The 25660-nt window shown below is 66.3% G+C and carries 26 protein-coding genes and 1 pseudogene; 7 read left to right on the forward strand and 20 right to left on the reverse strand.

What is annotated here, in order from left to right; genetic code table 11:
- On the reverse strand, nt 1-468 hold a 468-nt coding region (locus AC3ERS_RS29845; RefSeq protein ID WP_431971457.1), incomplete at its 3' end, for an SRPBCC family protein.
- Nucleotides 465-1358: an NAD(P)-dependent oxidoreductase gene (locus tag AC3ERS_RS29850; RefSeq protein WP_431971458.1), complete on the reverse strand. Its 894-nt coding sequence runs from the start codon at nt 1356-1358 to the stop codon at nt 465-467. The genes AC3ERS_RS29850 and AC3ERS_RS29845, both read right to left, overlap by 4 nt.
- Before the next feature lie 139 nt (nt 1359-1497).
- Between AC3ERS_RS29850 and AC3ERS_RS29855 the strand changes: the two genes are divergently transcribed.
- Nucleotides 1498-2241, forward strand: a complete 744-nt coding sequence (locus tag AC3ERS_RS29855) for a GntR family transcriptional regulator (protein WP_431971459.1) — start codon at nt 1498-1500, stop codon at nt 2239-2241.
- Between the two features lie 16 nt (nt 2242-2257).
- Nucleotides 2258-2440: a hypothetical protein gene (locus AC3ERS_RS29860; protein ID WP_431971460.1), complete on the forward strand. Its 183-nt coding sequence runs from the start codon at nt 2258-2260 to the stop codon at nt 2438-2440.
- Nucleotides 2441-2465: 25 nt separating this feature from the next.
- On the opposite strand, the gene AC3ERS_RS29865 is transcribed toward AC3ERS_RS29860, so the two are convergent.
- Genes AC3ERS_RS29865 through AC3ERS_RS29885 form a run of 5 tightly spaced genes read right to left on the reverse strand, consistent with a single transcriptional unit; the run spans nt 2466 to nt 6720 of the window.
- Nucleotides 2466-4106 (reverse strand): long-chain fatty acid--CoA ligase, encoded by a 1641-nt coding sequence (locus AC3ERS_RS29865; RefSeq protein ID WP_431971461.1) that lies wholly within the window; start codon nt 4104-4106, stop codon nt 2466-2468.
- Nucleotides 4100-4360 carry a hypothetical protein gene (locus AC3ERS_RS29870; RefSeq protein ID WP_431971462.1) on the reverse strand — a complete coding sequence of 87 codons (261 nt, stop codon included), beginning with the start codon at nt 4358-4360 and terminating at the stop codon, nt 4100-4102. The genes AC3ERS_RS29865 and AC3ERS_RS29870 overlap by 7 nt, the downstream gene beginning before the upstream one ends.
- Nucleotides 4361-4375: 15 nt before the next feature.
- Nucleotides 4376-5227: an alpha/beta fold hydrolase gene (locus AC3ERS_RS29875; RefSeq protein WP_431971463.1), complete on the reverse strand. Its 852-nt coding sequence runs from the start codon at nt 5225-5227 to the stop codon at nt 4376-4378.
- Nucleotides 5224-6138 carry a VOC family protein gene (locus AC3ERS_RS29880; RefSeq protein ID WP_431971464.1) on the reverse strand — a complete coding sequence of 305 codons (915 nt, stop codon included), beginning with the start codon at nt 6136-6138 and terminating at the stop codon, nt 5224-5226. Before AC3ERS_RS29880 ends, AC3ERS_RS29875 begins: the two co-directional genes overlap by 4 nt.
- 39 nt (nt 6139-6177) lie before the next feature.
- A complete protein-coding gene (locus tag AC3ERS_RS29885) occupies nt 6178-6720 on the reverse strand; it encodes a VOC family protein (protein WP_431971465.1) in 543 nt (180 codons plus the stop codon).
- Nucleotides 6721-6909: 189 nt separating this feature from the next.
- On the opposite strand from AC3ERS_RS29885, the gene AC3ERS_RS29890 reads away from it, so the two are divergent.
- Entirely contained in the window at nt 6910-7305 is a 396-nt protein-coding gene (locus AC3ERS_RS29890) for a YciI family protein (RefSeq protein WP_431971466.1), read from the forward strand.
- A gap of 16 nt (nt 7306-7321) precedes the next feature.
- Here AC3ERS_RS29890 and dmpG read toward each other — a convergent pair whose 3' ends face one another.
- From dmpG to AC3ERS_RS29925, 7 genes are all read right to left on the reverse strand, one after another.
- Nucleotides 7322-8338 (reverse strand): 4-hydroxy-2-oxovalerate aldolase, encoded by a 1017-nt coding sequence (gene dmpG, locus AC3ERS_RS29895; RefSeq protein WP_431971467.1) that lies wholly within the window; start codon nt 8336-8338, stop codon nt 7322-7324.
- Nucleotides 8335-9294: an acetaldehyde dehydrogenase (acetylating) gene (locus tag AC3ERS_RS29900; protein ID WP_431971468.1), complete on the reverse strand. Its 960-nt coding sequence runs from the start codon at nt 9292-9294 to the stop codon at nt 8335-8337. The genes dmpG and AC3ERS_RS29900 overlap by 4 nt, the downstream gene beginning before the upstream one ends.
- Nucleotides 9291-10151 carry a 2-keto-4-pentenoate hydratase gene (locus tag AC3ERS_RS29905; RefSeq protein ID WP_431971469.1) on the reverse strand — a complete coding sequence of 287 codons (861 nt, stop codon included), beginning with the start codon at nt 10149-10151 and terminating at the stop codon, nt 9291-9293. The genes AC3ERS_RS29900 and AC3ERS_RS29905 overlap by 4 nt, the downstream gene beginning before the upstream one ends.
- 739 nt (nt 10152-10890) lie before the next feature.
- Entirely contained in the window at nt 10891-11319 is a 429-nt protein-coding gene (locus tag AC3ERS_RS29910) for a DUF6069 family protein (RefSeq protein WP_431971470.1), read from the reverse strand.
- Nucleotides 11320-11473: 154 nt separating this feature from the next.
- Entirely contained in the window at nt 11474-13189 is a 1716-nt protein-coding gene (locus AC3ERS_RS29915; protein WP_431971471.1) for a CocE/NonD family hydrolase, read from the reverse strand.
- Between the two features lie 618 nt (nt 13190-13807).
- Nucleotides 13808-14425 (reverse strand): TetR/AcrR family transcriptional regulator, encoded by a 618-nt coding sequence (locus AC3ERS_RS29920; protein ID WP_431971472.1) that lies wholly within the window; start codon nt 14423-14425, stop codon nt 13808-13810.
- A gap of 251 nt (nt 14426-14676) precedes the next feature.
- Nucleotides 14677-15372: a TetR/AcrR family transcriptional regulator gene (locus AC3ERS_RS29925; protein WP_431971473.1), complete on the reverse strand. Its 696-nt coding sequence runs from the start codon at nt 15370-15372 to the stop codon at nt 14677-14679.
- A 266-nt stretch (nt 15373-15638) separates the two neighbouring features.
- On the opposite strand from AC3ERS_RS29925, the gene AC3ERS_RS29930 reads away from it, so the two are divergent.
- Both AC3ERS_RS29930 and AC3ERS_RS29935 read left to right on the forward strand, forming a co-directional pair.
- The gene (locus AC3ERS_RS29930) at nt 15639-15893 is read left to right on the forward strand and encodes a hypothetical protein (RefSeq protein ID WP_431971474.1); all 255 of its coding nucleotides are present in this window, start codon (nt 15639-15641) and stop codon (nt 15891-15893) included.
- The gene (locus AC3ERS_RS29935; protein WP_431971475.1) at nt 15890-16474 is read left to right on the forward strand and encodes a hypothetical protein; all 585 of its coding nucleotides are present in this window, start codon (nt 15890-15892) and stop codon (nt 16472-16474) included. Before AC3ERS_RS29930 ends, AC3ERS_RS29935 begins: the two co-directional genes overlap by 4 nt.
- A 32-nt stretch (nt 16475-16506) precedes the next feature.
- Here AC3ERS_RS29935 and AC3ERS_RS29940 read toward each other — a convergent pair whose 3' ends face one another.
- The 3 genes from AC3ERS_RS29940 to AC3ERS_RS29950 form a co-directional block, all read right to left on the reverse strand.
- Nucleotides 16507-18927 carry a serine/threonine-protein kinase gene (locus tag AC3ERS_RS29940; RefSeq protein ID WP_431971476.1) on the reverse strand — a complete coding sequence of 807 codons (2421 nt, stop codon included), beginning with the start codon at nt 18925-18927 and terminating at the stop codon, nt 16507-16509.
- Nucleotides 18928-19286: 359 nt separating this feature from the next.
- Nucleotides 19287-19916, reverse strand: coding sequence for a hypothetical protein (locus AC3ERS_RS29945; RefSeq protein WP_431971477.1), 630 nt, complete (start codon nt 19914-19916; stop codon nt 19287-19289).
- Between the two features lie 425 nt (nt 19917-20341).
- The gene (locus tag AC3ERS_RS29950) at nt 20342-21133 is read right to left on the reverse strand and encodes an RNA polymerase sigma factor SigF (protein ID WP_431971478.1); all 792 of its coding nucleotides are present in this window, start codon (nt 21131-21133) and stop codon (nt 20342-20344) included.
- A gap of 386 nt (nt 21134-21519) precedes the next feature.
- On the opposite strand from AC3ERS_RS29950, the gene AC3ERS_RS29955 reads away from it, so the two are divergent.
- Nucleotides 21520-21924 carry a hypothetical protein gene (locus tag AC3ERS_RS29955; RefSeq protein WP_431971479.1) on the forward strand — a complete coding sequence of 135 codons (405 nt, stop codon included), beginning with the start codon at nt 21520-21522 and terminating at the stop codon, nt 21922-21924.
- A 218-nt stretch (nt 21925-22142) separates the two neighbouring features.
- Here AC3ERS_RS29955 and AC3ERS_RS29960 read toward each other — a convergent pair whose 3' ends face one another.
- The gene (locus AC3ERS_RS29960; protein WP_431971591.1) at nt 22143-22589 is read right to left on the reverse strand and encodes a nuclear transport factor 2 family protein; all 447 of its coding nucleotides are present in this window, start codon (nt 22587-22589) and stop codon (nt 22143-22145) included.
- Nucleotides 22586-22816 carry a DUF6400 family protein gene (locus AC3ERS_RS29965; RefSeq protein WP_431971480.1) on the reverse strand — a complete coding sequence of 77 codons (231 nt, stop codon included), beginning with the start codon at nt 22814-22816 and terminating at the stop codon, nt 22586-22588. The genes AC3ERS_RS29960 and AC3ERS_RS29965 overlap by 4 nt, the downstream gene beginning before the upstream one ends.
- Nucleotides 22817-23174: 358 nt before the next feature.
- On the opposite strand from AC3ERS_RS29965, the gene AC3ERS_RS29970 reads away from it, so the two are divergent.
- Nucleotides 23175-24362: a L,D-transpeptidase gene (locus AC3ERS_RS29970; RefSeq protein WP_431971481.1), complete on the forward strand. Its 1188-nt coding sequence runs from the start codon at nt 23175-23177 to the stop codon at nt 24360-24362.
- Nucleotides 24363-25162: 800 nt separating this feature from the next.
- Here AC3ERS_RS29970 and AC3ERS_RS29975 read toward each other — a convergent pair.
- Nucleotides 25163-25597 (reverse strand): annotated as a pseudogene (locus tag AC3ERS_RS29975) (3-hydroxyacyl-CoA dehydrogenase); the annotation flags it as partial.
- Nucleotides 25598-25660 lie beyond the last annotated feature (63 nt).

Raw genomic sequence — 25660 nt, forward strand, 5'->3', positions numbered from 1 at the left:
CACCTCGACAGGTACTTCTCCGCGCGCGACGCGACGCATGGCGTTGAGCGTGGCGCCGACGGCCGCTATGTACTGGGTCGTCATCTCGGCGGCGTACGCCGACTCCTCGGGAGAACCGCTAGCGGCGCCGCCGAGCACCAGCGCGAAGCTGAACCGGAGGAACAGACCCTCCGCGTCCTCCTCGATGTCATTGGTGATCGTGCCGAGAACCGGACCCGAGAGGCGCGTGAACACCACCCGCCGCTCGGTCTCCAGAGCGATCCGCTCGGAATAGCGGTCGCCGAACAGATCGATCTCGCGATCGAAAGTCTCGTCGTCGAGGCGAGCGGTGACCTCGCAGTGCGTCATGGCCGGCACGAAGGGCAGCGCGTTGTTGGCCTTCATGGCCAGTCCCCGCCACACGGTGGTCCGATCGAGAGTGGGCTCGCCCGGCTCGTTGACCGGGAGGCGGTGGGTCACATAGATCATTTACTGACTCCTTGTGCGAGAGCGTCTTCGTGGGAAATCTGGTCGTGCACGCTGGCGATATCGAGCGCACCCCAGCCATCGACCAAGGCCTGGTCGAACACCGCTTTGGCCGCCTCGAACACCGGCCGACGCTCGCCGAGATCGTGCAGGTGCGCCTCGACCTGGTCGAGGATCTCCTGCAACGTCGCGATGGGCCCGGGGGCGGGCAGCCATGACCGGTGCGCCATGAGGGGACCTCGCTGCTGGAGCAGCGCCGAGCCCGCGATGGACGTCTCCAGGGTGCGCTGGACCATATCCAGGTCCAAGTTGTTGCGGCGGGCCAGCACGATCGCTTCCGCAGCCGCGACCGTATGGGTCGCCACGAGCATGGAGGAGATGTACTTCAGGTGGGTGCCGGTGCCGAAGTCACCGGTGATGACCCAGGGCCCCGAGATGGCGTCCAGGACATCGGCCACTCGATCGATCACCTCCGCTGCTCCAGAGGCGAAGACGGTGGCCAGACGCGGGCCGACCATTCCGGGACTACCACTGATCGGACAGTCGAGCATGGTGGCCCCGACGTGCTCGAGCTGACGCATCAGTTCGAGTTTCCTCGTGACCGGGATCGTGCTCATCTCGAGGTGGACCGTCCCGGGGCGCATCGTCGACAGCGTGCCCTCGGGCCCGCAGATGACGTGTTCGACGTCGTCCGCGGTCGGCAGGATCGACACGATGACCTCGCACGAGGCGGCCAGGTCCGCCGGCGATGACGCGACGGCGCCACCCGCGGCCCCGAGCTCGGGACACTCGATGCTCCGCCGGTACCCGACCACATCGAAGCCCCGATCCAGCAAGTTCTCAGCGATCGGAAGACCCATCTTGCCCAGGCCGATCACCCCGATAGTTCTCACATTCGTCACATCCTCACGGGTTTTCGTGCGGGGAGGGGACGGCTTCGCAGACGTCACGACTCCCAAATACTGTATACACTTTACCTCGCCGACTCACGAAAGAGAAGGAATATGTATACACACCGCTTAAGCTATGGCTATGAGTCGGAAAGTGCTCGTCCCGCACATCACCAAAGTGGAGCTGCCCGAGGCACGCCAGGCGATCCCGCACGTGCACGCCTACCTGCGCGAGCGGATTCTCGACGGCACCCTGCGACCTGGGACGAAGCTCTCCCAGGTATCGCTGGCCGAGCAGCTCGGCGTCAGCCGGACGCCGTTGCGCGAGGTGCTGCGGATGCTGCAGGAGGAGGGCCTGGTCCAGATCGAACCGAACCAGCGCACCCGCGTCTCCGTACTCGACCCTCGCGAGCTCGACGAAATCTATGCGAGCCGAGTCGTGCTCGAGTCGCTGGCCGTGGCCATGACCGTGGACAACTTCGACGCCGAAGCCCGACAGCAGGCGGCTGAGCAGCTGGCGGCCATGCGAGCGGCCGCGGAGGCAGGCGAGACCGAGCGCTGGTTCGTCATCCACTCGGAGTTCCATCGCACGATCACCTGCGGCGCCGGCGACACCATGCAGAAGCAGTTGCGTCAACTGGCCGACCGGTGCGTCCGGTATATCCGGATCTACCAGGGTGGCGAGCCGAACAGCTGGCACAAGGCCGGTGATCGCGAGCACGCGCAGATTCTGTCCGCGCTGGAAGCGGGAACCAAAGCCGTGGCCCAAGCCCGCATGGCCAGCCACCTGGCCCACACCGCCGTCAAAGTGTTGAGCGATACCTCGCCCGACTACCAGCCGACCGCCGTGCCCTTGGCGCTGGAGATGGTCGGCGTTCCGGACTGACGGTGCGCGGGCCGCCATGAGCGGCAACGATCTTCGCGATGAGGTCGAAGTCAGGCCGGCGCCGCGGCAGCAACAGCTCGGGGCGGACCGCGCCGACCACACCACTCACGTGCTGCGCGTCCTGGCGCTGTGCGATCTGCCGGCCGCGCGGCGGATGCGGACCAACCCCGCGTCACCACTGACGGTGGTGAAGTGGTGACGCGGGGGTCACCGAGAGGAAGTGCTCAGCCGAGCATGGTGACTTCCAGGTCGCCGTCGGCGTACTGGCTGCGCAGCCGCTTCTTGTCGAACTTGCCCACGCTGGTCTTGGGAACCTCGGCGATGAACGTCCAGCGTTCGGGCAGCTGCCATTTCGCGAACTTGTCGGCCAGGAATTCGCGCAGCTCTTCGGGTTTCGCCTCGGCGGCCTCGGCGAGCACGATGGCCACCAGCGGGCGCTCGTCCCACTTCTCGTCCGGCACGCCGATCACGGCGGCCTCGGCGACCGCGGGGTGTTCCACCACGGCGTTCTCCAGATCCACCGACGAAATCCACTCCCCACCGGACTTGATCACGTCCTTGGAACGATCCACCAGGGTGAGATAACCGTCCTCGCTGATCTTCCCGACATCGCCGGTGCGCAGCCAGCCGCCGTCGAACTTCTCCGGATCCACCGGCGTGCCCTCCGGCGAGTAGTAGGAGCCGGTGATCCACGGGCCGCGCACTTCCAGCTCACCCAGCGACACACCGTCGTTGGCCACCACACTGCCGTCGTCCGCGACCAGACGGGCCTGCACGCCGGCGGGGAAACGCCCCTGCGTCACCCGGTAGGCCCACTTGTCCTCCTCAGTGACCGCGGTCGCGGGCGGATGCGCGACGCTACCCAGCGGCGAGGTCTCGGTCATGCCCCACGCGTGCAGCACCTGCACGCCGTGCTCGTCCTCGAAGGTGCGCATCATCGACGGCGGAACGGCCGAACCGCCCACCACTACCGCGCGCAGATGTGTGATGTCCTGCGGATTCGCCGCCAGCCCCGCCAGCACGCCACCCCAGATCGTCGGCACCGCGGCGGCGAAGGACGGCTGCTGCGCGGCCATGCACTCGAGCAGCGGACCCGGCTGCAGGAACCGGTCCGGCATCAGCAGATTCGACCCGGACATCAATGCCGCGTACGGCAGGCCCCAGGCGTTCGCGTGGAACAGCGGGACGATGGCCAGGATGGTGTCGGTGCCGTGCAGGCCCATGCCGTTGTTCGCGCCGACCTGCATGGCGTGCAGCCAGTTGGAGCGATGCGAGTACACCACGCCCTTGGGGTCGCCGGTGGTGCCGGAGGTGTAACACATTGCGGCAGCTGACCGTTCGTCGATCACCGGGAAGTCGCAGCTGTCCGGCTGGGCGGCCAGCAGTTCGGTGTAGGAGTGCACCTGCACGCCCTCGGGGGCCTGCAACGCGGACGCGTCGCCGTTGGCGACGATGACGTGGCGCACCGTCTTCAGGTTCGGCAGGTACTGGGCGAACATCGGCACCAGGGTGCCGTCCACGATGACCACCTGGTCCTCGGCGTGATTGGCCACGTAGACCAGCTGCTCGGGGAACAACCGGATGTTCAGCGCATGCAGCACCGCCCCCATCGCCGGCACCGCGATATAGGCGACCATATGCTCGTTGTTGTTCCACATGAAGGTGCCGACGCGATCGCCGACACCAATTCCCAAGCCGCGCAACGCATTTGCCAGACGCGCCGATTCGGCGCCCAGCTCGCGGTATGTCATGGTGCGTACGCCGGTCCCAGTCCAGGTCGATACGGTGGAATCGCCCATGAACGTCGATGCGTAGCGCAGCAACGTGGCCAGCGACAACGGCTCGTCCTGCATGGTGCTCAACATCGGAACTCCTCTTTTCTCCAATGACTTCCCGCTCGGAAAGCCAAGTCGGTATCGGCCACCTTCGGGGTCTGCGACGTGATCCCGTAGAGCAACCCGATCCATCGGATCACTTCGGGATACAGAATCGGCTTGCCGCTGGTGAGCACGGCACACGACAGCGGACGCTCAGGGTCGGCCCAGGCCACGTTGTCGGTGAAGCCGAGATCACCGAAAGCACGCGTGGTGTCGGAATTCTCGAAGGCCCCCGCGAGCACGGGGGCTCAGCCAGGTCAGGCCTCGGACAGGAACGGTTCGACGACGCCGAGGAACTCGGCGGTCTTCTCGATCATGGTCCAGTGGCCGCAGTTGCCCAGCACGTGCAGCCGGACGTCTGGAAGGAGTTCCAGCAACGCCCCCGAGGATTCCTTCCACGGCACGACCCGGTCGTCCCGCCCGTGGATCATGAGGGTCGGCTGCGCCACCCGGGTCAGCTCGGCACCGGACAGGGCGAGGTCGTCGACCCAGCGTTGGCGCGGTTCGGGGAACATCGCTTCCCAGGATTTCGCGATGGTGGGCTCGGCACTTGCCCCGTATCGCATCTCGACCAGCTGATCGGTGATCAGCCCCCGGTCGAAGGCGAACAGCCCGATGATCTCGCGCATGTTCTCCATTCCCGGCCGATAGCTCCAGACCGTGTCGAGCCCTTGCGGTAGCGCCATCGCGACACCCATCGAGCCCATGAGGACGAGGCGGCGAACGGCCTGGGGACGCTCGGCCGCGAGCGAAAGGGCGATTGCCCCGCCCATCGAGTTGCCGATGATGTCGAAGGTCTCGATGCCGAGTTCGTCCATCAGCGCGAGTGCGTGCCGGGTCCACGCCTGCCGACCCCACGTGCGCGGCTCACCGGTGGCTGTGCCACCGAAGCCCAGCTGGTCGGGGGCGATGACACGCCGGGTCTGCGACAGGGACGGCAGTACGGGACGCCAGTTGGCCGCGGCGCTGACACCGGGACCGGATCCGTGCAGGAGCAGCAGCGGCGGCTGCGCGCTCTCGCCGCTGGGCTCCCCGGTGTCGATGACGGCGGTACGCACCCCCTCGACCTCGCGGATCGTTGCGGTCGGCTGATCGCTGGTGACGGTCACTTGCTAGCTCCTTGTCGGTGTGGAATGGGTTCGGTCATCGGGGCCGGACGCTGCGTCGACACTCGCTTGACCGGGCCAAGCCACATATCGATCGAACCGGGTTCGTCCGGATCGAACGTGCGCGGTCGCCAGGCCGCATCGTCCTCGATGCGACGCACACCGAACGAGTACTCGTAGGTGAAGCCCTCGGGGCCGAGAAAGTAGAGGAACACCGCTGTCGACTGCGGGTGGCGACCAGGACCCATTTCGATCTGGACGTCGTGCTCTTGCAGGAAGTGCCAGGAACGGAACACGTCGTCGATGGACTCGACCTGAAAGTTCATGTGGCACAGACCAGCGCTCTCACCCTGGAATACGGCCAGCTTGTGGTGCACGGGATCGATCCGCATCAGGCACGCGGCGTTGCCGATCCAATCCGAGACGCGGGCGTTGAAGTGCCCATTCCAGAACCGGTAGGCCTCGTGCACATCCGGGGCGTCGAGGCAGAGGTGCCCGAACTCCGTGATGCCGGCAGGCCGAGTGAAAGCGACCGGGCGGGTGATCGTTTCCTGCTGGCTGACCAGCTCGATGCGATTGCCGAAGGGGTCGTCGAAGCCGATGAACTCGGCCACGCGCCGCGAACGAGCCTCTTGTTTCGACCCACGCCGCACCGCGAAACCAGCCCGCTCGAGATCGCTCTCGGCCGCCTCCAGCGCATCCGTGTCGGCGACAGTGAACCCGGAGGCCAGGACCCCCGACACCCCTTCGACCAGAGCGAGACAGTGGTGGCGGGAGTCGGCGCGAAGGTGCGCGACGCCCGGTTCGGTCTCGCCGGCGAGCTCGAGACCGACGATGCGAGTCGCGAAGTCGACGGCCGTCCTGAGATCTGCGACTCCTGACCGCACGTAGGCGATGTCGGTCAGCGTGATCATGGGTTTCCTCTCCAGTGGAACCTTGCCGAACGCGCGCTGTCAGGAGTCGATCGCGTCCGGGATGAGGTTCTTCACCAGCCCCGGCTGCAGATAGCCGGTCTCCCCGTACCGAGCGACCAGCGCCGCGTTGTCGGCCAGCAGCTTCTCGATCGGTTCGGTGAGGTCGATCGCCGCCAGGAATGGCTGGCGGGCGGGCAGCCCGGTCTGCCAGTACACCTCGCACCGGTTGCCCTCGGGATCGAAGAAGTAGATTCCGAACGCGTTGCCGTGCGTCACGATCATGTCGAAGTCGACGTCGTGCTCGATGAATCTGCGGTGGAACTCGAGCAGTTCGGTCAGATGATTGACCCGGAACGAGACCTGCTGAATGAGCTTGGTGTTCTCGTCGGCGCGCGCCACGGTCCGGCCTTCGACGAGCTGGAACTCGTGGTGCTCGAAGTTCGGTCGGGCACTGAAGAATCGCATGCCCAGATTCAGATCCTCGTCGGTGACAATCAGTCCGAGGACATCGCGGTAGAACGCTGTGCTGGTCTCCAGGTCAGTGCAGAAAACTCCGAAATGACCGAGTTCGGCGATCGGCATGGTGAACCTTCCTTCCCATGGTTGGCGGCCGAGTCATGTGGTGGTCGATGAACAGCGCCTCGAACGGCTCGGCCGAGAAGTCCGCGTGCGGCGTCACTCCTGTTCGTTCTTGTCGACCGTAATGTGTATGCACTTTTAATGTCAAGGTTCTTCTGGAGTTTTCGGGCTCAAATTGCATACAGTTCTGGGATGAATTCCATGCCCCCCGCCACCGATCACGACGCTCCGGATCTCTCACGGCTCCTGGGACGGGATTACTGGATGGTCACCTCGACACCGGTAGACGGGACGACCGCCGAGGACATTGCCGCCCTCGTCCCGGAACACATCGCCTGGCTGCTGGACCTCGAGGAACGCCACCTCGTCTTCCTGTCCGGTCCCCTCGTCAGCGGCCCCGACGTCGGCCCGGGATCGGGCGTCACGGTCTTACGCGCCTCCGACGAGGCCGAGGCGATCTCCATTGCGTCAGCGGATCCCTTCGTCACGGCGGGTCTGCGAACCTTCGTTGTTCATCAGTGGCGCCTCAACGAGGGCAGCGTCTCGATGCGCCTGTCGCTCGGTCGCGGTACCTACGAATGGCAGTGAGCGAGTTGAGCCTTCCCTATGAGGTCGGGGCGGCCGTCAGGTCCAGGGCGATGTCGATGATCATGTCTTCCTGTCCACCGACGAGCCCGCGCCTGCCGACCTCGAGCAGGATGTCACGCACGTCGATGCCGTAGCGCTCGGAGGCGGCTTCCGCGTGGCGCAGGAAACTCGAATAGACGCCCGCATAACCGAGTGTGAGGGTCTCGCGGTCCACGCGGACCGGCCGGTCCTGCAACGGACGAACGAGGTCGTCGGCAGCGTCCTGAAGGGCGAAGAGGTCACATCCGTGCTTCCAGCCGTACAGGTCGGCCACGGCGACGAACGGCTCGATGGGACAGTTGCCTGCGCCCGCGCCGTGGCCTGCCAGCGAAGCATCGACCCGGGTCACTCCTTCCTCGACCGCCACCACGGAGTTGGCCACCGACAGCGACAGGTTCTCGTGCGCGTGAATGCCGATCTCCGTTGTCGGGGTGAGCACCTCGCGATAGGCGCGAACGCGCTCCCGGACCCCGTCCATCGTCAGCCGTCCCCCGGAGTCGGTGACATACACGCAGTGTGCGCCATAGGACTCCATCAGCGCCGCCTGCTTCGCCAGCTCGTCGGCCGGGGCCATGTGGCTCATCATCAGGAAGCCGGCCACGTCCATGCCGAGCTCGCGGGCCGTGGCGATGTGCTGCGCGGAGACGTCTGCCTCGGTGCAGTGCGTGGCCACGCGGACGGACCGGACGCCGAGGGAGTACGCCTGCTTCAGGTCATCGATGGTGCCGATTCCCGGCAATAACAACGTGGTCAAGCGAGCGTGCTCGATAGCGGCCGCGGCGGCTTCGATCCACTCCCAGTCGGTGTTGGAGCCTGGTCCGTAGTTGAGGGAGCCGCCGGCCAGGCCGTCACCGTGCGCGACCTCGATGCCATCGACACCGGCGGCATCGAGCGCGGCCACGATCGCGGCGACATTCTCCGGTGTGATGCGGTGCCGGACGGCATGCATCCCGTCACGCAGCGTCACATCCTGGATGAACAGGTTGGCGGTCATCGGGTTTCGTCCTTCCGCTGGGCGATGCGCTCGGCCATCCGCACGGCGGCAGAGGTCATGATGTCGAGGTTTCCGGCGTAGGCCGGCAGGTAGTGGGCGGCGCCCTCGACCCCGAGGAACACCGACACCTGATGGGTGGGCGCGGTGTCGGTGTCCTCGCGCAGCAATGTGTGCACCGGTTGGCCGTCCGGGATCGGGCTGATCTGGACCGCCTGCTCGAGCCGGTACCCGGGCACATAGGCGGCCACTTCGCCGACCATCTTCTGCACCGATGCGGTGATCTCGGCATGGACCGCCGCGCCGGGTGCTCGAACGAGGCACAAGACGGTGTCGCGCATGATCAACGGCGGCTCGGCGGGGTTGAGGATGATGACGGCCTTACCGCGCTCCGCTCCCCCGACGCTGGTGATGGCATGCGAAGTGGTTTCGGTGAACTCATCGATGTTGGCGCGCGTGCCCGGGCCTGCCGACTTCGAGGCGATGGACGCCACGATCTCCGCGTACGCGACCGGCACAACCCGCGCGACGGCCGCCACGATCGGGATCGTCGCCTGACCACCGCAGGTGACCATGTTGACGTTCGCGGCGTCGATGTGTTCCTCGATGTTGACCGCGGGAACCACGAACGGTCCGATCGCCGCCGGGGTGAGGTCGATGAGTCGCTTGCCGTACGGCGCCAGTTTGTCCGCGTTGGCCTCGTGCGCCTTGGCCGATGTCGCGTCGAAGACGATCTCGATCTCGTCGAATCCGGCCATGCCGATCAGGCCCTCGACGCCGTCGGCCGTGACGGGTACGCCGCAGCGGGCCGCGCGCGCCAGGCCGTCGGAGTCCGGGTCGATGCCCACCATGGCGCCCATCTCCAGGTGTTTCGAGAGCCGCAACACCTTGATCATCAGGTCGGTGCCGATATTCCCGGACCCGATGACGGCGACCTTGGACTTGCCTGCGCGGGTCATGCTGCCTCTCCTGCGTAGATCCTGGTGGCCCTGCTGGGGGTTGCGCCACCTGCGAAGCGGGCCTGGACCACGCCCAAGCCGCTGATCTCGGCGATAACGTGATCACCGCCGACCACCGGCGCCATCGGGCCCAGCGCGCCCGAGAGGATGATCTGGCCGGCCCGTAGCGGATCGCCGAATTCCCGGGCGGTCCGGGCGAGCCACCGCAGGGCTTCGAGCGGGTCGCCGAGGCAGGCGGAACCGGCGCCGGTGGACACTTCACGACCGCCGATCCGCATGCTCATGGTGACGTCGACCGGTCGGAACTCGTTCAGGTCGCGGCGGGCACCGCCGATCACGAACAGGCCGCTCGACGCGTTGTCGGCGACAGTGTCCCCGTACGTGATGTCCCACCCGGCGATGCGGCTGTCGACGATCTCCAGGGCGGGCGCGGCGTACGCGACCGCACGACGTACGGACTCGATATCGAGCGGTCCGTCGTCCAGGTCCCTGTCCAGGACGAAGGCGACCTCCGCCTCGACCTTCGGCTGGAGCAGCCGGTCCATCGCCACGACCTGCTCCTCCGAGCACTGCATGTCGGCGAAGAGGACACCGAAGTCCGGCCGGTCGACGCCGAGCTGGGCCTGGACTGCCGGTGAGGTCAGACCGATCTTCCGACCGACCATGATGGCGCCGCCGTCGAGCCGGGCGGAGGTGAGGCGCTCCTGGACGGCGTAGGCGGCGCCGACATCGGTGCTGCCGATCAGGTCACGGACCGGCGCACAGGGCTGCCGGTTCGCTGCTGCTCGGATGAGGCGGGCCGCGGCAGCCTCGACAACGTCGGGCCCGGATCCCGGGCTGTTGTTCACGAAGGACATGGGACACACCGTGACCCATCGATGTGCAACGTGGCGACGGTTGAGTTCCGGTGAGCCGAACTCGATCACAGATTGCCCAACGCGCGGTCGACGAAGTCGTTCCTGATTTCCGCAACGAGATTTCGCGTTCAAAGCTCAGAGGCCGAGCCCGACGTTGTGAAAGCGTCCTTTTCGGCACACTCGGAATGTAGCTGTAGCACTTCGCGATCCGGTTCATTACAGCAATGCGCCGCATCGCACGAATGCCATTGCCCCGGAGAGAGTTCGCTACGCCCATCCAGGGGCACGGTCGGCAATCAGCATGTGGGGTGTTCGAGTCGAGTTCGGCTGGATCTCGAACTGGTGGGCACAGGGAGGGATTCAGCTCCGACCGTGCCCATCAGATGCTGCAGCAGGCGGCATCGGTCATGTTTGTTCATCGCCAGAGCCGCTGACAAGGCATGGGCCGCAATGCTTCGCGCATATCGTGATCGATTTGAATTGTTGCCAGTCTCAGCTCATACATTGCCTTCGCAAAAGTGTGTGCTGCTACGGAGTCGGCTCGGTAGTGCATCGGCGGCCAACCCGGGAATCGGACTGTGAGATGGCACTGCATTACTCCACCTCACGTGCCTTCCGCAGCGGTTCATGGGCACCGCGACGGTCCTCGTCGACTTCGGCGTACCTCGAGGTGGCGCCGTCGAGTTGGACGGCGGGCCGGTCGGGGTGACGCGCCGCGAAGTCCACCATGATCGCCGCGCTACCGCGTTCCGGGCCGATCGCCGCTTCCGAGGGCCAGGAGCGGAACGAGTACGACGGCGACTGCCAGGTGCATCAGGGCGAGTGTGGCTTTGGTGCTGCCCGAAGCCTGGACGTACGCCATGGGCGCGAGCGACACCAGCAACACGGTGACGGCCACTCGGGTCCAGACGGCCGGGGCCCGGTCGGTCAACCGGTCCAGCCACTTGCGCGCCGCCGAGGCGAGCAGGGAGACTACGAGCGTGCTGCCCACGACGAGGGGCAGGCCGACGACCTGGGCCGGCCGTCCGTTGCGGGTATCGACGCGAAGTTCGACGCCGAGGCCGCGGGCTGCGGCCCACAGCAGGGCTGTGGCCAGGACGGCGCCGCCGACCGCGCACGCGTAGCGGAGGAGGCTCGGGCTGGGCCTGCGGGTGGATGTAGTGGTCATCAGTTCACTCCAAAAGAGGTTGGGACTGTCTTGCCTGGGCGGGGGCGCCGCGGCGAGGGGTATCGAGGCCACGCCGGTCCCGGCCGGGGGCACACAGGGAAGGTGATCGAAGACGAGCGGACCGCAGGATCGCCGCGGCCGGAGGGCATCCCGTTCATTCGTCGTCCAGGATCGGAAGGAACAAGCGTGAGTTGGAGTGCACCGTGTTGACGCAGGCCATGCCGACGGGGGCGTGACTGAACAGCAGCATGGGCTGGAAGTCCTCGCGATTGTCGTCGCTGGTGAGGATCAGCCGGATGCGGTGCCCGCGCTGGAACCGGCGGGCGTTGGCGACCAGCGGGATCCGGTAGTCGACCGGCTCGCCGGGAGGGACGGGAATCCGCGCCTGCATCGGGAGAACGGGCCTGCCCGTCTCACTCGCGTCCTCGTCGACGTGGCGCATGCTGGCGCGCAGCCAGCCCTGGGTGATGTCGATGGACGTGCCGTCCGGGCCGATGTCTTGCAGGAGCAGGATCCATCCCGTGTCGGCCTGACTGCTGGTGGCGGTGAGCCGTAGCTCGGGGTGACCGACCATGTCGAGGTCGCCGGGAAGGGGGTCGCTGATCCAACTCAGCTGGGCGGGCATGGCATTCGCGCCGTCCGTGGCGTAGCTGCGCTCGCCCGGCCGCTCGTCGGCCGTGAGCGAACCGTCGGCGTTGAGGCACAGGGCGATGTGGATGGCCGGTGGGGGCCAGGAGTCGGCAGTGTGCCACCGTTCGGCCCCGGGCAACCAGTAGCGGATGGCAGGGCCTTCGAGAATGCCGGTGTCCCGGCCCTTGAGCCAGTGGTCGAACCAGGCGAGGGCCTCGATGTGCATGCTTTCCCATGGCCAGGGCAGGCTGTGCTCTCCGAGCATGGTCATGCGCACGTGCGGATTGCGGGCGAGGGCCTCCCAGGCTTTGAAGAGACCGGGCAGATGGAGAGGGACGTTGGACCACTCGCCGCCGAGGTAGACGGGAATGTCGACACGGGAAAGCAATTCGGTCAGGTCACGCTCGTCCCACCACTCGTCCCGAACGGGGTGCTCGGCCACTGCGTTCAGCAGAGCGCCCCATGGGTGGGCATCGTGGCTCAAGCGGCTGACCAGCTGCAGGCCGTGGTGCACCTGGACGGCGTCGGCGTGGCGGAACCGGTGGTGGACGGCGGGAATGGCGAGAACTTTGCGCAGGAGACGGGACAGACCCTTGCGGTAGAGACGGTCGCCGTGGGCGGACAGGACGCCCAACGCGCGGAACCAGGGGGTAATGAAAGCCTCGCTCAACAGGCCGTTGTGGTAGCTGGCTTCCCACGCTTGGACGGTGACGTTGAAGGGAAACAGGGCCTTGAGGTGAGGCGGTCGCTGGGTGGCCGCCTCCATCTGGGTCATGGCGTAGTAGCTGATGCCGATCATGCCTACGTTCCCGTCGCACCACGGCTGCCCGGCGACCCACTCGACCAGGTCGAACAGGTCCTTGCGCTCCTGCTCGTCGAAGAAGGTGTAGGTGCCGCCCGAGCCCACCGTGCCGCGAAGGTTGGCGATGACATGGGCGTAACCGCGCGGCACCCAGAAGTCACTGGCGCCTGCCTCGATGATGGCCGCGGGGGCGCCCAGGTCCTGGAGCTGGCGCGGGTAGGGGGCCGCCGCGATGAGGGCGGGGAACCTGCCTTCCGCGTCGGGCCGGTGAATGTCGGCCAGGAGCCGGGTGCCATCGCGGACCGGGACGGGCACATTGTCCTCACGGGTCGTCCTGTGCTGGGCCGAGGACAGATTGCGGTACTGACGACCGGTGGTCTGCGGTCCGTTGAGCTGACGCTGGCCAGGCTCCACTCCAGCAGCCTTGAATCGGACCATGGCACTCCATTTCCACGTGTACTGAAATTAACTGGGCTCACCGTACGCGCGCCTGCTCGCTACGGGCAAGGGTAATTTCAATAGGTCATGAAAATACGGTGTCCGACGGGCGCCGCCCGGGTGGCCGCTTGCCTACGAGGTGTTCGCCGGGAGCTCGCCGCCACCGGGGCACACGTTCAGCGCGGCGGGGCTGAGGGCGGGAAGGCGCTTGACGATCAGTTCGCGAGCCCGGCTGGCCGACTGAGGCTGTACGGCGCAATGCCCGCCGCCTTGGCCGACCGAGGCTGTACGGCGCAATGCCCGCCGCCTTGGCCGGCTGCGGCTAGTACGGCACTATGCCCGCCCGCTTGGCCGCCGCTCCCCGCTCGCGAGTGCCGTCGAAACGGCGCCGGAGCCTCCAGGGACGGGACCGTCGCGAGCCCGGTGACCTGTCGTTGTCGTACACGTCGGAACCGTGAACGCCCCAGGGAAGCCGAGGTCACGGACCGGAACGATGCATCGTCCTCGCAGGCCATCCCATGGAGGGGGTGGAAGATTTCGGGACACCGGCTACCGGCGGTCTGCACTGGAAACTCGCGGACCGGCGGGCGATGTCCCACGTCGAGCAGTCGCTTGCGGTCAGACGTTCCCTGGGATGTCCCCGCCCAGGGCGCCCGTGAGGTAGTGCTGCACAGTCGGCGCGATCAGCCGGATGACCTGCTCCGAGGGGATGTCGGCAATACGGTCGAGCGCCCAGACGTAACGTGTCATCGCCAGGCCGACGATCTGCGTGGAGACCAGATCTGCGCGCAACTCGGCCTCATCGTGAGAAAGGCTCGCCGACACGACCTGCAGGACGAGCGCGGAGAAGACGGAGCGGAGTCGCTCCATGGCGAAGGGCTCGTGACTTGCCGCGAGGATGATCGAACGCAGAACCTCCGCGGTGGCCGGGTCGTCCCACATGCGCAGCGCCGCCTCCACGAAGGCCCGCCCGCGCTCGTCCAGCGGCACCTTGGCGGCTTCGGCAATGGCCTCACCGAAGGCATCCGGCGGCTCCAGCGCCGCCTTCAGCAGTCCCGTCTTGTTGGAAAAGTAATAGTTCACCAGGGTGGGGTCCACATCGGCGGCCTGAGCCACCGACCGCAACGAGGTCCCGCTGTATCCCCGCTCGGCGAAGGACTTGCGGGCGGCTGTCAGGATGCGGTCCGCCTGCGTGCCGCGTTCCCCGCGCGGACCCCTTCCTGCTCGTGCCGCCATGCCCCGCTGTCCCCTTTTTGCCCGTTCTACGAGCACGCGTGAATACCTGCCGATGCCGCTTCAGCACCCGCTGAAACGTATTTCAGCATACCGTGAAATTGCAACCAGGGACGGAACCCCAGCACGACCCGGGCCACTGCCGGGCAGATCGGCTCGGCATCGTCAGCCTCTTCGGCCGCGGCCCGGCCGCCGCGAGTGCGTCGCCGCCACATGGTCACGGACGCACACCGAACGAGTCCGCCGGACCACGGTCATCCGTCCGGCAGTTCTTCCGGCGTCCCCTCCGCGTCGGTGATGATCTTGGTCACCGCGGCAACAAGCGGGCCTTCGGGATCACTGAGACGCGGCAACGAGCTCCTATCCACCAACAGAGATCCAAGAGTGAGATCTACCAGTTCAGCACCGACCTGCTCGGCGGAGCTACGCCCTTCCGGATCGAACCACGTCCACGCCCATTGCGCCGCACCGAAGATGAGCAGGGTCCGGACACTTCCATCGACAGGCCGGAACTCGCCGGAAGCAACGCCCGATTCGAGCACGCCGCGCATGATTCCGATGTAATACCGGCGCAACTTACGCCCCTCGGCAGTCTCGTCCTGCTCAGCGAACCGCGCGACCTCACGCTGGAACGCGACAGTCCGATTTCTATCGCGCACCTGATAGAGCATGGAGGCGTGCAACAGTCCGGCCATCCGTTCGGTAGGCGTGGAAAACTGCGAAATGATGCGCTCCGCCTCATCGATACGCTGCCGCATATAGGAAATATGCAAGGCTTCCAGCAACCGCGCCTTCGTGCCGTAATGATGCACGATCAAGCCCTGCGAGATACCCAACTCCCTTGCTACACCACTGAAGCTGGTCCCGTCGTAGCCCTTCTCGGCAACATGGCGCGTGAAAGTATCCAGAATCGCACCCGACTTGCCCGGCTCAGCCGCACGCCTACTCACCCGGTACCACCCCTCCTCGTCCGAATTCCGGCACACTCTAGTGTCCACTGACCGCTCAGCCCCAGTCGTTGACTGAGTGCGCAGTCAGTACTAGCATTATGCGCCGAGTCACAGCCGTGATCTCGTTGTATCAATCATTCATCTACTTTCGAGCAGTCAACTATGCAACGGCACGCCTATTCAGCTGAGGTCGCGATCGAGCAACAAGCCTCAGATCTGCACATACGAGCCCACCTCCGCGGCCTGTGGAATCGGCGCACTACAGCATGACCGACCGTCCCGGCCATGGCATTGACATCTCGACGCGCATCGCCCGAGGCGGCGACCACCACGTCGTCACCGGCCGCAGCGTCCGGCCACCGCGCGCCATGAGCCCTCGCCGCCAGATCGTCACCGTTCACCGCGTGACGGCCCCCGAGGCTGCGCAGGCAACCCCGGCGAAGTCCACCACATGGCCGTCGCCGGCAACGAAGAACCATCTGGCCTGCTCGAAGCGTCGGCCCGCGACGGAGGACATGTGATCGCCATGGACGCGGATATGACGGAAGCACCGGAGGATCCGGAAACGGATGCGGGATCCCTGCTGTCACCGGATCAACTATTGGCCGCAATCGGTGGTCGTCTCGCTGGGCCGTTGCCGCTGATCGCGTGGGCGCGAGAACTGGGCGATCTACACGCCGCCCTGATTGCGGCGGTTTTGAATCCTCATCGGCATCCACCCGCCCGCACCGAGGCGGCTCTCCATACGGATATCGCGAAGGTCATCGACAAGATCAACTCTTGGGCGGTGTTCTACGTCCGCCACAGCCGGTGCGCCCGCCGCCACACTCACTCCTTCGGTGAGGTGATCAGTCATGTCGCAAAGAGCTATGCCGAGGCGTGGTGGACGGTGCTGCATGCCGACTGCGATGAGCTTCGGCACTCGGCGTGGGTCCATCTCGGCGAGGTCCGTGAGGGTTACGCGCAACTCCTCGGCGATATCCGGGCCGGCCGTGTCCAACTCCCACTGGGATGGCGCGGCATCGGACACGGCCGACAAAATGACAGCTCGTTCACCGATCAGGAAAGCGACGGGGACGAGGAGCGCCAAGCCGCGCAGTAGCAGGCAGCAGCCCTCGCCCAGACCCTGTGTGCTCATAGTCGACCGGCAGCATGCGGCTCACGCTGTCCGGCGACCGGGTCCACCACGCGTCTCAACGCCTTCAGATCAGCCTCGATCGCACGGAACAGCACATAGACGACGATGAAGGCGATGATCGCGCCGATGCACAACACCCGCACGGCCAGGAGCACCAGCGGAATGTCGTTCGGCGGTAGCAAGGTCACCCCGGCGATCGCCAGCAGTGGCACCGATGCCGCCACGGTGAGGTACACGGTGCAGCGGCGATCGAGTCGGCGCAGATGCAGAGCATCGGCCGCGGTGATGTCGCCGAGCGGGAGGAACATCGGATAGATGCAGCGCACCATGTAGAACGTCACCAGGAAGAACGGGTAGGCCACCGCCATCGCACCGCAGACCAGCACTCCGCCGAAGTGGTGCAGCAGCACCTCCTCGCTGAGCTCTTTGGTCGTGAGGTGGATCACGAGCGGGAAGATTATCGTCGCCAGGCTCCACAGTGAAAACGACACCAGCACAGCACGATCGCCGAGCCGCAGGGCATCCGATCGTGCCCGGGCAAGTGTCAGCGGGTCGTATTCCCGGCCCCGGCGCAGGCCGCGCGAGACGATGAGCAGATACCGCGACATGTACAGCACCAGCGCGATGCCCAACGGGAAGAACACCGCGTTCGTCAGGGCTGCGGTGATCCGTCCCGCGTGTTGCGCCGGGAGGCTCAGCCGTTCGACGATCAGCGTCCCAATGTGCTCGACGTTGTACGCCGATGCGAGCGCGTTCGGGATGCACGCGGCGAGTACCACCACCGGCACCAGCCACGGCCGTAGTCGTAATCGCCAACTGGACGGCGGCGGGTCGACCAGGTCGCGGGCGCGCTCGTCCAGACAGACTTCCAGCTGCTGGGCCAATTCCGCGCCATCGGCCCACCGCCGGTCACGCTCGGGCGCCAGGCAGGTCAGCAGCACCCGCCGCAGTGCCGCCGGACAGTCGGGCGGAATCCGCTCGAGCGCGCCCGCATCCACCCCGGCGCGACGGCGCTGCACCATGGCCGCCAGCGTGGCGGCATCGTCGTGTTCACCCGCGGTGATGTCGTCGAACGGCTTGGCGCCGGTGAGCAGCTCCCACAGCACCACACCGAGCGAATAGATGTCCGCGCGGGTGTCGAGATCGTCGGCGGACCGGTCGTAGCCGGGGTGGCAAACCTCCAGCTGTTCCGGTGCCATGTACGACAGAGAGCCGCCGAAATAGGCGACCGGGTTGGCCTCGGCGAGATCGCGGCTGAAACTGACGTTGAAATCGGCGAGTTTGGGCACCGCCTCGGCGGTGAGCAGCACATTGGCCGGTTTGACGTCACGGTGCAGCACTCCGTGCGCGTCCGCGTATGTCAGCGCCTCGGCGAGTCTGCGCCCGAGCCAGGCGACGGTTTCCGGCCACGACAGCGTCGTGATCTCCGCGCGCACGCTGGAATCGGTCGGCCGGATCTCTCCCTTCTCCGCCATTGCCGCGTCCACCGCGTCCAGCAGCAGCTGTCCGCTGCGCTGGTCCGATGGGGTGGCCCGCACCCGGTGCAACACGCCCAGCAGGGTGCCGCCGGGCAGGAACTGCATATACAGCAGTCGCAGCCGACGCCCACCGGGATCCCTGTCCAGGTCGGGCTCGTCCAGCAGCCGCTGATCGAAGACCCGCACGATGTAGTCGTGGTCGAGCTGTGCCAGCGTCTGCGGTTCGGTGCCGTGGTCGGTGGAGATCTTCACCGCCACCAGCCGCTGTAGCGACCGCTGCCGGGCCAGGAACACCCGCGCGAACGCACCGCTGCCCAGCACCGTGAGCAGGTCGAAATCATCGATTCGATCACCGACGGCGATACGGTCCAGCCCGGTGACCTGGGTTCCGGCAGTGCCCTGTCCGGTGCGGAGTTCGATAGCAGTGCGAGTCGGATACCCCGACGAGGTGATCGAGTCGCCAGAGGTCGCGGCGGTGAGTTCCAGGCTGCCGCGCCGGGCGCTCTGCTCTTCCTCGGCGTTGAGCAGCTCGCGCAGTTGCGCCGCCTGCTCGGGGTATTCCCGCAGGTATTCGCCCGGATCCACGTGTTCGCCGCTGTGGCGGCGAATCACGAACTCTTCGTACACCAGGTCGGCCGGAAGACGCTCCGGCGTCAGTTCGGGGAATTCGGACCGGTATTCGCACAGCCGCCTGCGCCCGGCTGTGGCCGCGACGGGTTCATCGGGGCGGGTCCCGGCCAGTCGGCGCAGCCATCGATGCCGCAGGTCGATCCGGATCAGTTCGATCAGCGCATCCAGGCGTGCGCCCGGCAGGTAGTCGGCGAGGACCGGTGGCAGACCGTCGGCTTCCCACGCGGCAGCGAAAGCGGCCACGGCGCCGAATTCGATTCCCGCCGTTGGTCGCCCGAACCCGCTCCCGGAATCGGAACTTTCGCTCATGTCTGCACCTATCGAGCCGGATCACCCACTCGTCGGTCGGTGGCTCGGGCGGACACAACCGCCAGACCGGGCACCATCATCCCCGAGAGACGCTGGAAACCCTCGGTACCCACGTCAGATCGGAGTTTCCACCGTCCGGGCCGGGTTGAGATCACCGCCACGAACTCGGCGACGCGCGTAGGTTTCTCGTGACCAATGCCCCGACGGGCATCTGGATGTCAGTGGCCTGCGACAGAGCTTCGAGGCCTTGATGGTGGGCTCTGGATGCCGACAGGGACTCGTCGGCGCCAGGTTCATCGGTTCGGTTGCGCTTCCCTCCGCTGTTTCAGAGCACCGGTTGCGGAGCTACGGCGCGGCGACTAGTTCCGGGCCGGGTACCCGTGCGGCCCCTGACTTCCCGGCGCGGGCGGCGTTCGCGCCGCAGCAGCGGCGACCACCGTCGCGAGGGTGGCGGCGAATGCGGCGAGCGCACACGGGATGGACAACCAAAAGGTGTCTTCGAAGAGGAATTCGAACTGCGCGGCACTGAGCACCGCTTCCACCATGCCGGACAGGAGCATGCCCGCAGCCACCGCCGCGAGCGCGCGCAGCGCGGGATACTTCGCGCCCATCCCCGCGAGCGCGCAGATACCGGTGAGGATCGCGAGCAGGATCATCAGCACGAGCATGATGTCCGACCAGAGGAAACGCGAACTCGCGGAGAACGCGTTGGCCACCCGAAAGACGATGGCGAGCAACGCGGCGACCAACAGCAGACCGCCCGCGACCCGCTCCATCGCGCCGCCGCTCGCCGGTCGGTTCGGTGGACCGTAACTGGGCACGGGTGGCACCGGACTCGGCGCGCCGGGCGGCGGTGCACCGTAGGGATGCGGCTGACCGAGATAGGGATGCGGCTGACTCTGCTGCGGGTTCAATTGACCCCCATACGGATTCGACTGGCCCGGCGACCCGTACCCACCCGGCTGACCCGGTGGTATCGGATTCCCCATCGGCGGCACTCCTCCCCGGCCGTCCCGGCCGCACTCTCGACTACTACAACGAAAGACCCTAGTGACTCCGGACCCGCAGCGCCGGATGGCGTCGACAGATCGCAGCTACCGCCCACGACCGACCCCAGATTGCAGCAACAAGACCTCTCCTCGACACATCGACCATCTCGGCGTCCGCCTGCCGTCGGCCACCCGCGTGCTCGCCACCGCACACGACCTACTCAGGGCAGCACGACACGGCACTCTTCCCGGAGACCGCAGCTCGGCACGCAGCCACGTGAATACCCGATTCGCCAGTTCCCAATCCCGCAGCAGCTCAATCGACTTCCGAGGAGGACCTCCGGGTCGAAGAGGGGTGCTTCTGTTGCGGGGGCGCGGCGGCGGGCAAGGCGCAGGTCCGAGGCAGCCGCCGCGCATGCGGTTGTTCAGGTGGCGTTGGGCTCGGTGAGGGTTTGTTCGCGCAATTTGGCCAGGGTGCTGGAAAGGATTCGGGAGATGTGCATCTGGGATACGCCGAGGCGTTCGGCGATCTGGGTTTGGGTCATCGATCCGAAATAGCGCCAGATCAGGATCTGTCGTTCCCGCGCGGGCAGTGCCGCGATCAACGGCCGCACCGCCATAGCGTCCTCGAGCAGCCCATAGCATTTCTCGTCGCGGCACACGGCGGTCCCGGGCGTGCAGGGGCCGTCGAGGTCCTCGTCGCGAATGGTCACGTCGAGTGAGTTGGTGTTGTAGCAGTTGGCTGCGGTCATCGCCTTGACGACCTCGACCAGGTCGACGTCGATCTCGGCGGCGATCTCCCGCGCGGTCGGCAACCGACCCAGCCGTTGGGCCAGGACCTCGGTCGCCGGGCCGATCTTCGCGTGCGTCTCTTTCACTCCGCGTTCGACGCGCATCGCCCAGGTGCGGTCCCGGAAGTGGCGGCGCACTTCGCCCATGACCGTCGGCACTGCGAACGCCAAGAACGAACTTCCCCGGACAGGGTCGTAGCGATCCACCGCCTGCACCAGTCCCACCCGCGCGGTCTGGAGCAAATCCTCGAACGCCTCGCCACGACCGGCGAACCGGCGCGCGATGTGTTCGGCCAGCGGCAACCCGCACGCCACGATCTGCTCCCGCATCCGTGCCCGCCGCGGATCTTCCGGGGCGAACGCGGCGAGCTTCTCCAGCCACGGCTCGAGATGCGCATACCCATCCCGGGCTGATGGACCCTCCACGCGGGCCGAAGATCGAGACGCGGATGTCTCGAACAGGCAACATCTTCACGCCTGGCACCCGCCGTGGCGCAGAACGTGCCCGGCTATTGAGAAACCGGGGAGCCTTCCGTTGCCACCCAGGCCTCGCTGCGCACCCGGGAATGGATCGGACGCCGCGAAAACCGGTGCGTCCGTGACCTTTCCGGCACCGGCAAGAGTCACTTCACCGAAGCCCTCAGTCAATCACAGCGGTCAGCGCGTCGATGGCCGACGCGGTGTCAGCAGAGGTGTCAGGGGTATGTCAGGTCGGTGCCAGTCGGCCCGGCGAGGGTGTGTACATCGAACACAACGACCGGCGCCGACACCGTTTCAGTCGGTGCCACAACCGATTTCGAGGAGTACACGACATGTCCACCACCATCACCTTGACCGACCAGGACAACAGCACCCTGCGCACCGCCGCCTACGGCGCCGTGTCGCTGATGGCCGCCTCCGGTGCGCCGCACAAGGGCATCGCGCACGGCTCCATCGCCCTGACCTCGGCGACCGGGCTGGTCGGGCATGTGCTCGCCGCCAAGTCCAAAGACATCCACCTGCACGGCAAGTCCGTCGCCGAACTCGCCGACCAGGTGCTGCCTGCCCTGACCGCAGCGATGAGCCTGCTCGGCAAGCAACATCCGGCCGAGGCCGACAACTTCCGCGGCACCGTCCTGATCGCCATCGAAGCCGCCGCCGGGTCCCGCAAGAGCGAGCCCAGCCCCGCCGTTGCTGCGATGGCTCACAAGATCACCGCGGCCCTCGACGCCGCCTGACGGATGCGGGATCGGCGCAACACAGCTGGTAGCTGGTCGCGGGGTTCTCTTCGGACCCCGCGACGCGGCCACCGACCGTCAGACCTCAGGGTGCGGCCGCGTGGCCGTTGGGAAACGCGCGATAGGCGGGATCATGGTGTCTCCGAAGCAAGTCCGAAGGAGAGCCCACCGGAAGTAGCGCACTCCGTAGAAGTTCCCGGCCGGCCATCTCGGTCGAGCTAGGACGGCTGACGGATCTCGGTGACGATGGTGTAGAGCTCGATGATGACGCCGTCTTTGGTACGAGCGATGTCCATGCCGCTGACCACCGGAGGTTGGTCGACAGGGCCGTAGTGGAAGCCGAGGTGGCCGATGTCGTCGAGCTCCGACGCGGGGCCTGCGGGCCGGAAGACCCAGTCCGGATTTTCGGCACGCAACTCTTCGGCGCGGCATTCGAAATCCTCGCGCCTGCGCACCGGGCGGTCCGATTCATGCCACACCACATCGTCGGTATAGGTCTCGGCGATGGCTGCGGCCCGGCGAGCCGGGTCGGGTTCATCGAAGACGTCGAGAAGGAAGGTACTGCTCGTGCGGACGTGATGATCGTGCTGAGCTGTGTCGGTGACGACGGCGCCGGAGGCGACACGCCGAACACCAGTCAGGTTCGTGCTCGGCGGTGAGATCAGTCGGTGATAAGGCGCGGCGCCCGTTCCGGCAGGATCCCGGCCTGGACGAGTTCCTCGTAGATCCGCTGCTGCTCATCGTCGAGATTGGAGTACAGCATGTCGTACGCCAGCTCTTCCTCGGCGAGCACCGCCACCGGATCCCAGTCGTCACCGAGCGCCGCGACGACGGCGCTGCGCCGTCGGGCCTCGTCCAGCGTGAGGTCGTAAGCAAAATTGTGGTCGGCCATTCGGCATCTCCAACCAGGTTCTTTCCGATAACGAATTGATGACGATGCCCAACCCCACCTCCTCGGTCAATGACCTGCATCACATTCGACGGTCGGACTTCGTCACATTTGATGCCCGCGCACGGGCTGGACCAGGGAGTAAATGCGTCCACATAATCGCCACGACACGTTCCCCCTGAAGTCGGGCACAGCGACGCTTTGACCGTCTTGTCCGAAAATTCCGATCAATCGCGGAACGGTGTCGGTTGTGCGACGGATCGGTGGAGATACCGCTCGTTGCCATCTCCGCCCGCGCGTAGCTGTCACATGCTTGCGGACAGAGGTCGGCCCTGCTGCACCCAGCGAAGGGAGATACGCGGTGGCATTGGGACGTCGTCGGCTGTTGATCGGCTTCGCCGGTGCGGGTGGCCTCACCCTGGCCGGATGCGGGCGGCTCGACCCCGCGCCCCCCAAACCCGCCACGATCCGATTCGATCCTCCACCTGGTACCCACGACGTCGATGCGCGCAGCCCCGGCACGGTCACGGTCACCGACGGGACACTGCGGTCGGTCGAATGGATCGACGAAACGGGCAGATCACTGCCCGGCGCCCCGGCACCCGATCATCGAACCTGGACCAGCGCCGAACCACTCGGCTACGGACACACCTACACCGCCAGAGCCGTGGCGCAAGGCGAAGCCGGCGACGTCACCGCGACGACGACCTGCACCACGGTGCGACCGCAACAACTCCTCGACGTCTCCCTGCGCTCCGCCAATCTCGTCGAGCTGGCCGAAAACGACACCTACGGAGTGGGTTTCGTGCTCGTCGCCCATTTCGACGAACCCGTCGACCGGGCCGCCGCGGAACGCCATCTGAAGGTCACCACCCAGCCCGCCGTCACCGGTGCCTGGTACTGGCTCGACGATCACAACGCACACTGGAGGCCCGAGCGCTATCACGCGCCGGGAACCAGAATCACGATCGAGGCCGAACTCTTCGGACGCGCGCTCGGTGACGGCCGCTACGGTCTGCGCGACCAACGGGTGTCGGTGATCATCGGCCCCGCGCACGTCGCGATCGCCGACGACGACACCAAACAGATCGAGGTCTTCGACAACGGAAACCTGGTGCGCACCATGCCCACATCGATGGGCAAGGGCGGCTCCACCGTCGTCGGTGGCAGATACCTGTCGTTCTGGACCCGCCCCGGCATCTACACCGTGCTCGACCGGAACAACCCGGTGATCATGGACTCGTCCAGCTACGGCCTGCCGACCAACTCCGGCGGCTACCGCACGAGCATCAACAACGCGGTCCGCATCAGCCACGACGGAATCTTCGTGCACGAACTGGCCGCAACCATGTGGGCCCAAGGCAACACCAACGTCTCACACGGCTGCCTGAACCTCTCCCCCAACGACGCCGCATGGTTCTACGACTTCGTCGTCCCCGGCGACGTCGTCGAGGTCCGCAACACCGGCGGCGACCCCCTCGACATCTGGCAGAACGGCGATTGGGGCATCCCCTGGGCCGACTGGCTTCGCGGCGGCACCCCCGCGTAACACGAAAAGGCTTCGGAATGGACCGAAACCGCTGCTAGAAGGTCCCTGTTCATATGCCATCGCCGCCGCGACAATCGGTATCGGCGAGACGCCCACGCAGCCATGAACCATCTGTGCAATGTCGCCGACCCGATCTACCAGAGCTACGGTACCGACCTCTTCGGCGGCCGGATCACCACGCCTTTCTACTGACACCGACTGATCCTCCGGTTGTGCCGCGGCCGGTCGGTCGACGCCGCAGCAGGCCCCTGCTTCGATGACGCAAGTCCCTCGACCCGCACGTCGATGTACTCGAGCAGTCGCCAATTGGCAGGTGTACTCGATCTCGGACTCAGGCGGATGTCGCCGCGCCGTTGCCCCGGCATCCGCACCGACTTCGTTGTCGCTCAGGCCCGATAGACCGAAAGTCACGTTTGTCTTGCACTCCTAAGAATGACGATCTCCGCAGGGGTTGACACGGGTAGTCGACTACGCCAATTTCACGACAGACACCGGCGAGAACGACGGTTTCGGAGGAGCGCAGCCGCAACACTGGCACCGACGAGCCGGCCCACCGATCGGTATGCCGTTCAACCCGTCTAGGCGGCGATGGAATTGGAGTAGTGCGCTACTACAGCTCGGCTGGTGATGCGGTGGATCGAGCGATGACGAGCAGTGTCAGCGGACCGTGGGTCGGTTGCCACTTTCGTCGAATGCCATCTGTTCCGGGCTTCCCAGGAGACCCGCCCTCGACGCAGGTCCAATCGACCCTGCCGACAGAGAAACATCACCAGCCACATAGGCAACTTTCGTCACTACGGTAGCGCGCCAACTTGCGCTGGATCAGCGCAGCCGTCGGGACGCGAACCGCCAGCGTTGATCCGCCGCAGGTCGAAAAGGAACGCCTTGGTCATGTTCTTCGCGACCTGGCCTGTGACGACGCTGACGAAGTAGCCCATCTCGATCCGCAGCGGTGTCGATGTCCACCTGCGCGCCCTCGATCGCGGCGGCCAGGATTGCCCGCGGGGCGGGCATCGGCGCGCCTTTGACCTGTTTGCGGAGGTTGGCCGCGAAGGCCTGCAGGTTTGCCATGGACGCCGGGTCCGACGGCGAGTCACCGAGCATCCGGTAGCCCTTGGCGTCCCACGGTTACACGGCCCCGGGTTGGCCTTGATCCACTCCTTGGCCGTGGGCAGCAGTTCGTCCACCGAGGACACCAGCTCGTCGCTGAGGCCGACTTCCTTGGCCTGCGCCGGCTCTCCCGGCAACTCAGCCGTGTCGGCAGGTCACCGGCCTGACGTGACAAGTATCGGCGTCCG

The organism is Nocardia sp. bgisy134 (genome assembly GCF_057708325.1).

Coding starts and splice junctions, on each gene's coding strand:
- AC3ERS_RS29855 (WP_431971459.1), top strand. CDS start 1,498: ATGAGTCGGAAAGTGCTCGTCCCGCACATCACCAAAGTGGAGCTGCCC.
- AC3ERS_RS29860 (WP_431971460.1), top strand. CDS start 2,258: ATGAGCGGCAACGATCTTCGCGATGAGGTCGAAGTCAGGCCGGCGCCG.
- AC3ERS_RS29865 (WP_431971461.1), bottom strand. CDS start 4,106: ATGTTGAGCACCATGCAGGACGAGCCGTTGTCGCTGGCCACGTTGCTG.
- AC3ERS_RS29880 (WP_431971464.1), bottom strand. CDS start 6,138: ATGATCACGCTGACCGACATCGCCTACGTGCGGTCAGGAGTCGCAGAT.
- AC3ERS_RS29885 (WP_431971465.1), bottom strand. CDS start 6,720: ATGCCGATCGCCGAACTCGGTCATTTCGGAGTTTTCTGCACTGACCTG.
- AC3ERS_RS29890 (WP_431971466.1), top strand. CDS start 6,910: ATGAATTCCATGCCCCCCGCCACCGATCACGACGCTCCGGATCTCTCA.
- dmpG (WP_431971467.1), bottom strand. CDS start 8,338: ATGACCGCCAACCTGTTCATCCAGGATGTGACGCTGCGTGACGGGATG.
- AC3ERS_RS29900 (WP_431971468.1), bottom strand. CDS start 9,294: ATGACCCGCGCAGGCAAGTCCAAGGTCGCCGTCATCGGGTCCGGGAAT.
- AC3ERS_RS29905 (WP_431971469.1), bottom strand. CDS start 10,151: ATGTCCTTCGTGAACAACAGCCCGGGATCCGGGCCCGACGTTGTCGAG.
- AC3ERS_RS29910 (WP_431971470.1), bottom strand. CDS start 11,319: ATGACCACTACATCCACCCGCAGGCCCAGCCCGAGCCTCCTCCGCTAC.
- AC3ERS_RS29915 (WP_431971471.1), bottom strand. CDS start 13,189: ATGGTCCGATTCAAGGCTGCTGGAGTGGAGCCTGGCCAGCGTCAGCTC.
- AC3ERS_RS29920 (WP_431971472.1), bottom strand. CDS start 14,425: ATGGCGGCACGAGCAGGAAGGGGTCCGCGCGGGGAACGCGGCACGCAG.
- AC3ERS_RS29930 (WP_431971474.1), top strand. CDS start 15,639: ATGACCGACCGTCCCGGCCATGGCATTGACATCTCGACGCGCATCGCC.
- AC3ERS_RS29940 (WP_431971476.1), bottom strand. CDS start 18,927: ATGAGCGAAAGTTCCGATTCCGGGAGCGGGTTCGGGCGACCAACGGCG.
- AC3ERS_RS29945 (WP_431971477.1), bottom strand. CDS start 19,916: ATGGGGAATCCGATACCACCGGGTCAGCCGGGTGGGTACGGGTCGCCG.
- AC3ERS_RS29955 (WP_431971479.1), top strand. CDS start 21,520: ATGTCCACCACCATCACCTTGACCGACCAGGACAACAGCACCCTGCGC.
- AC3ERS_RS29965 (WP_431971480.1), bottom strand. CDS start 22,816: ATGGCCGACCACAATTTTGCTTACGACCTCACGCTGGACGAGGCCCGA.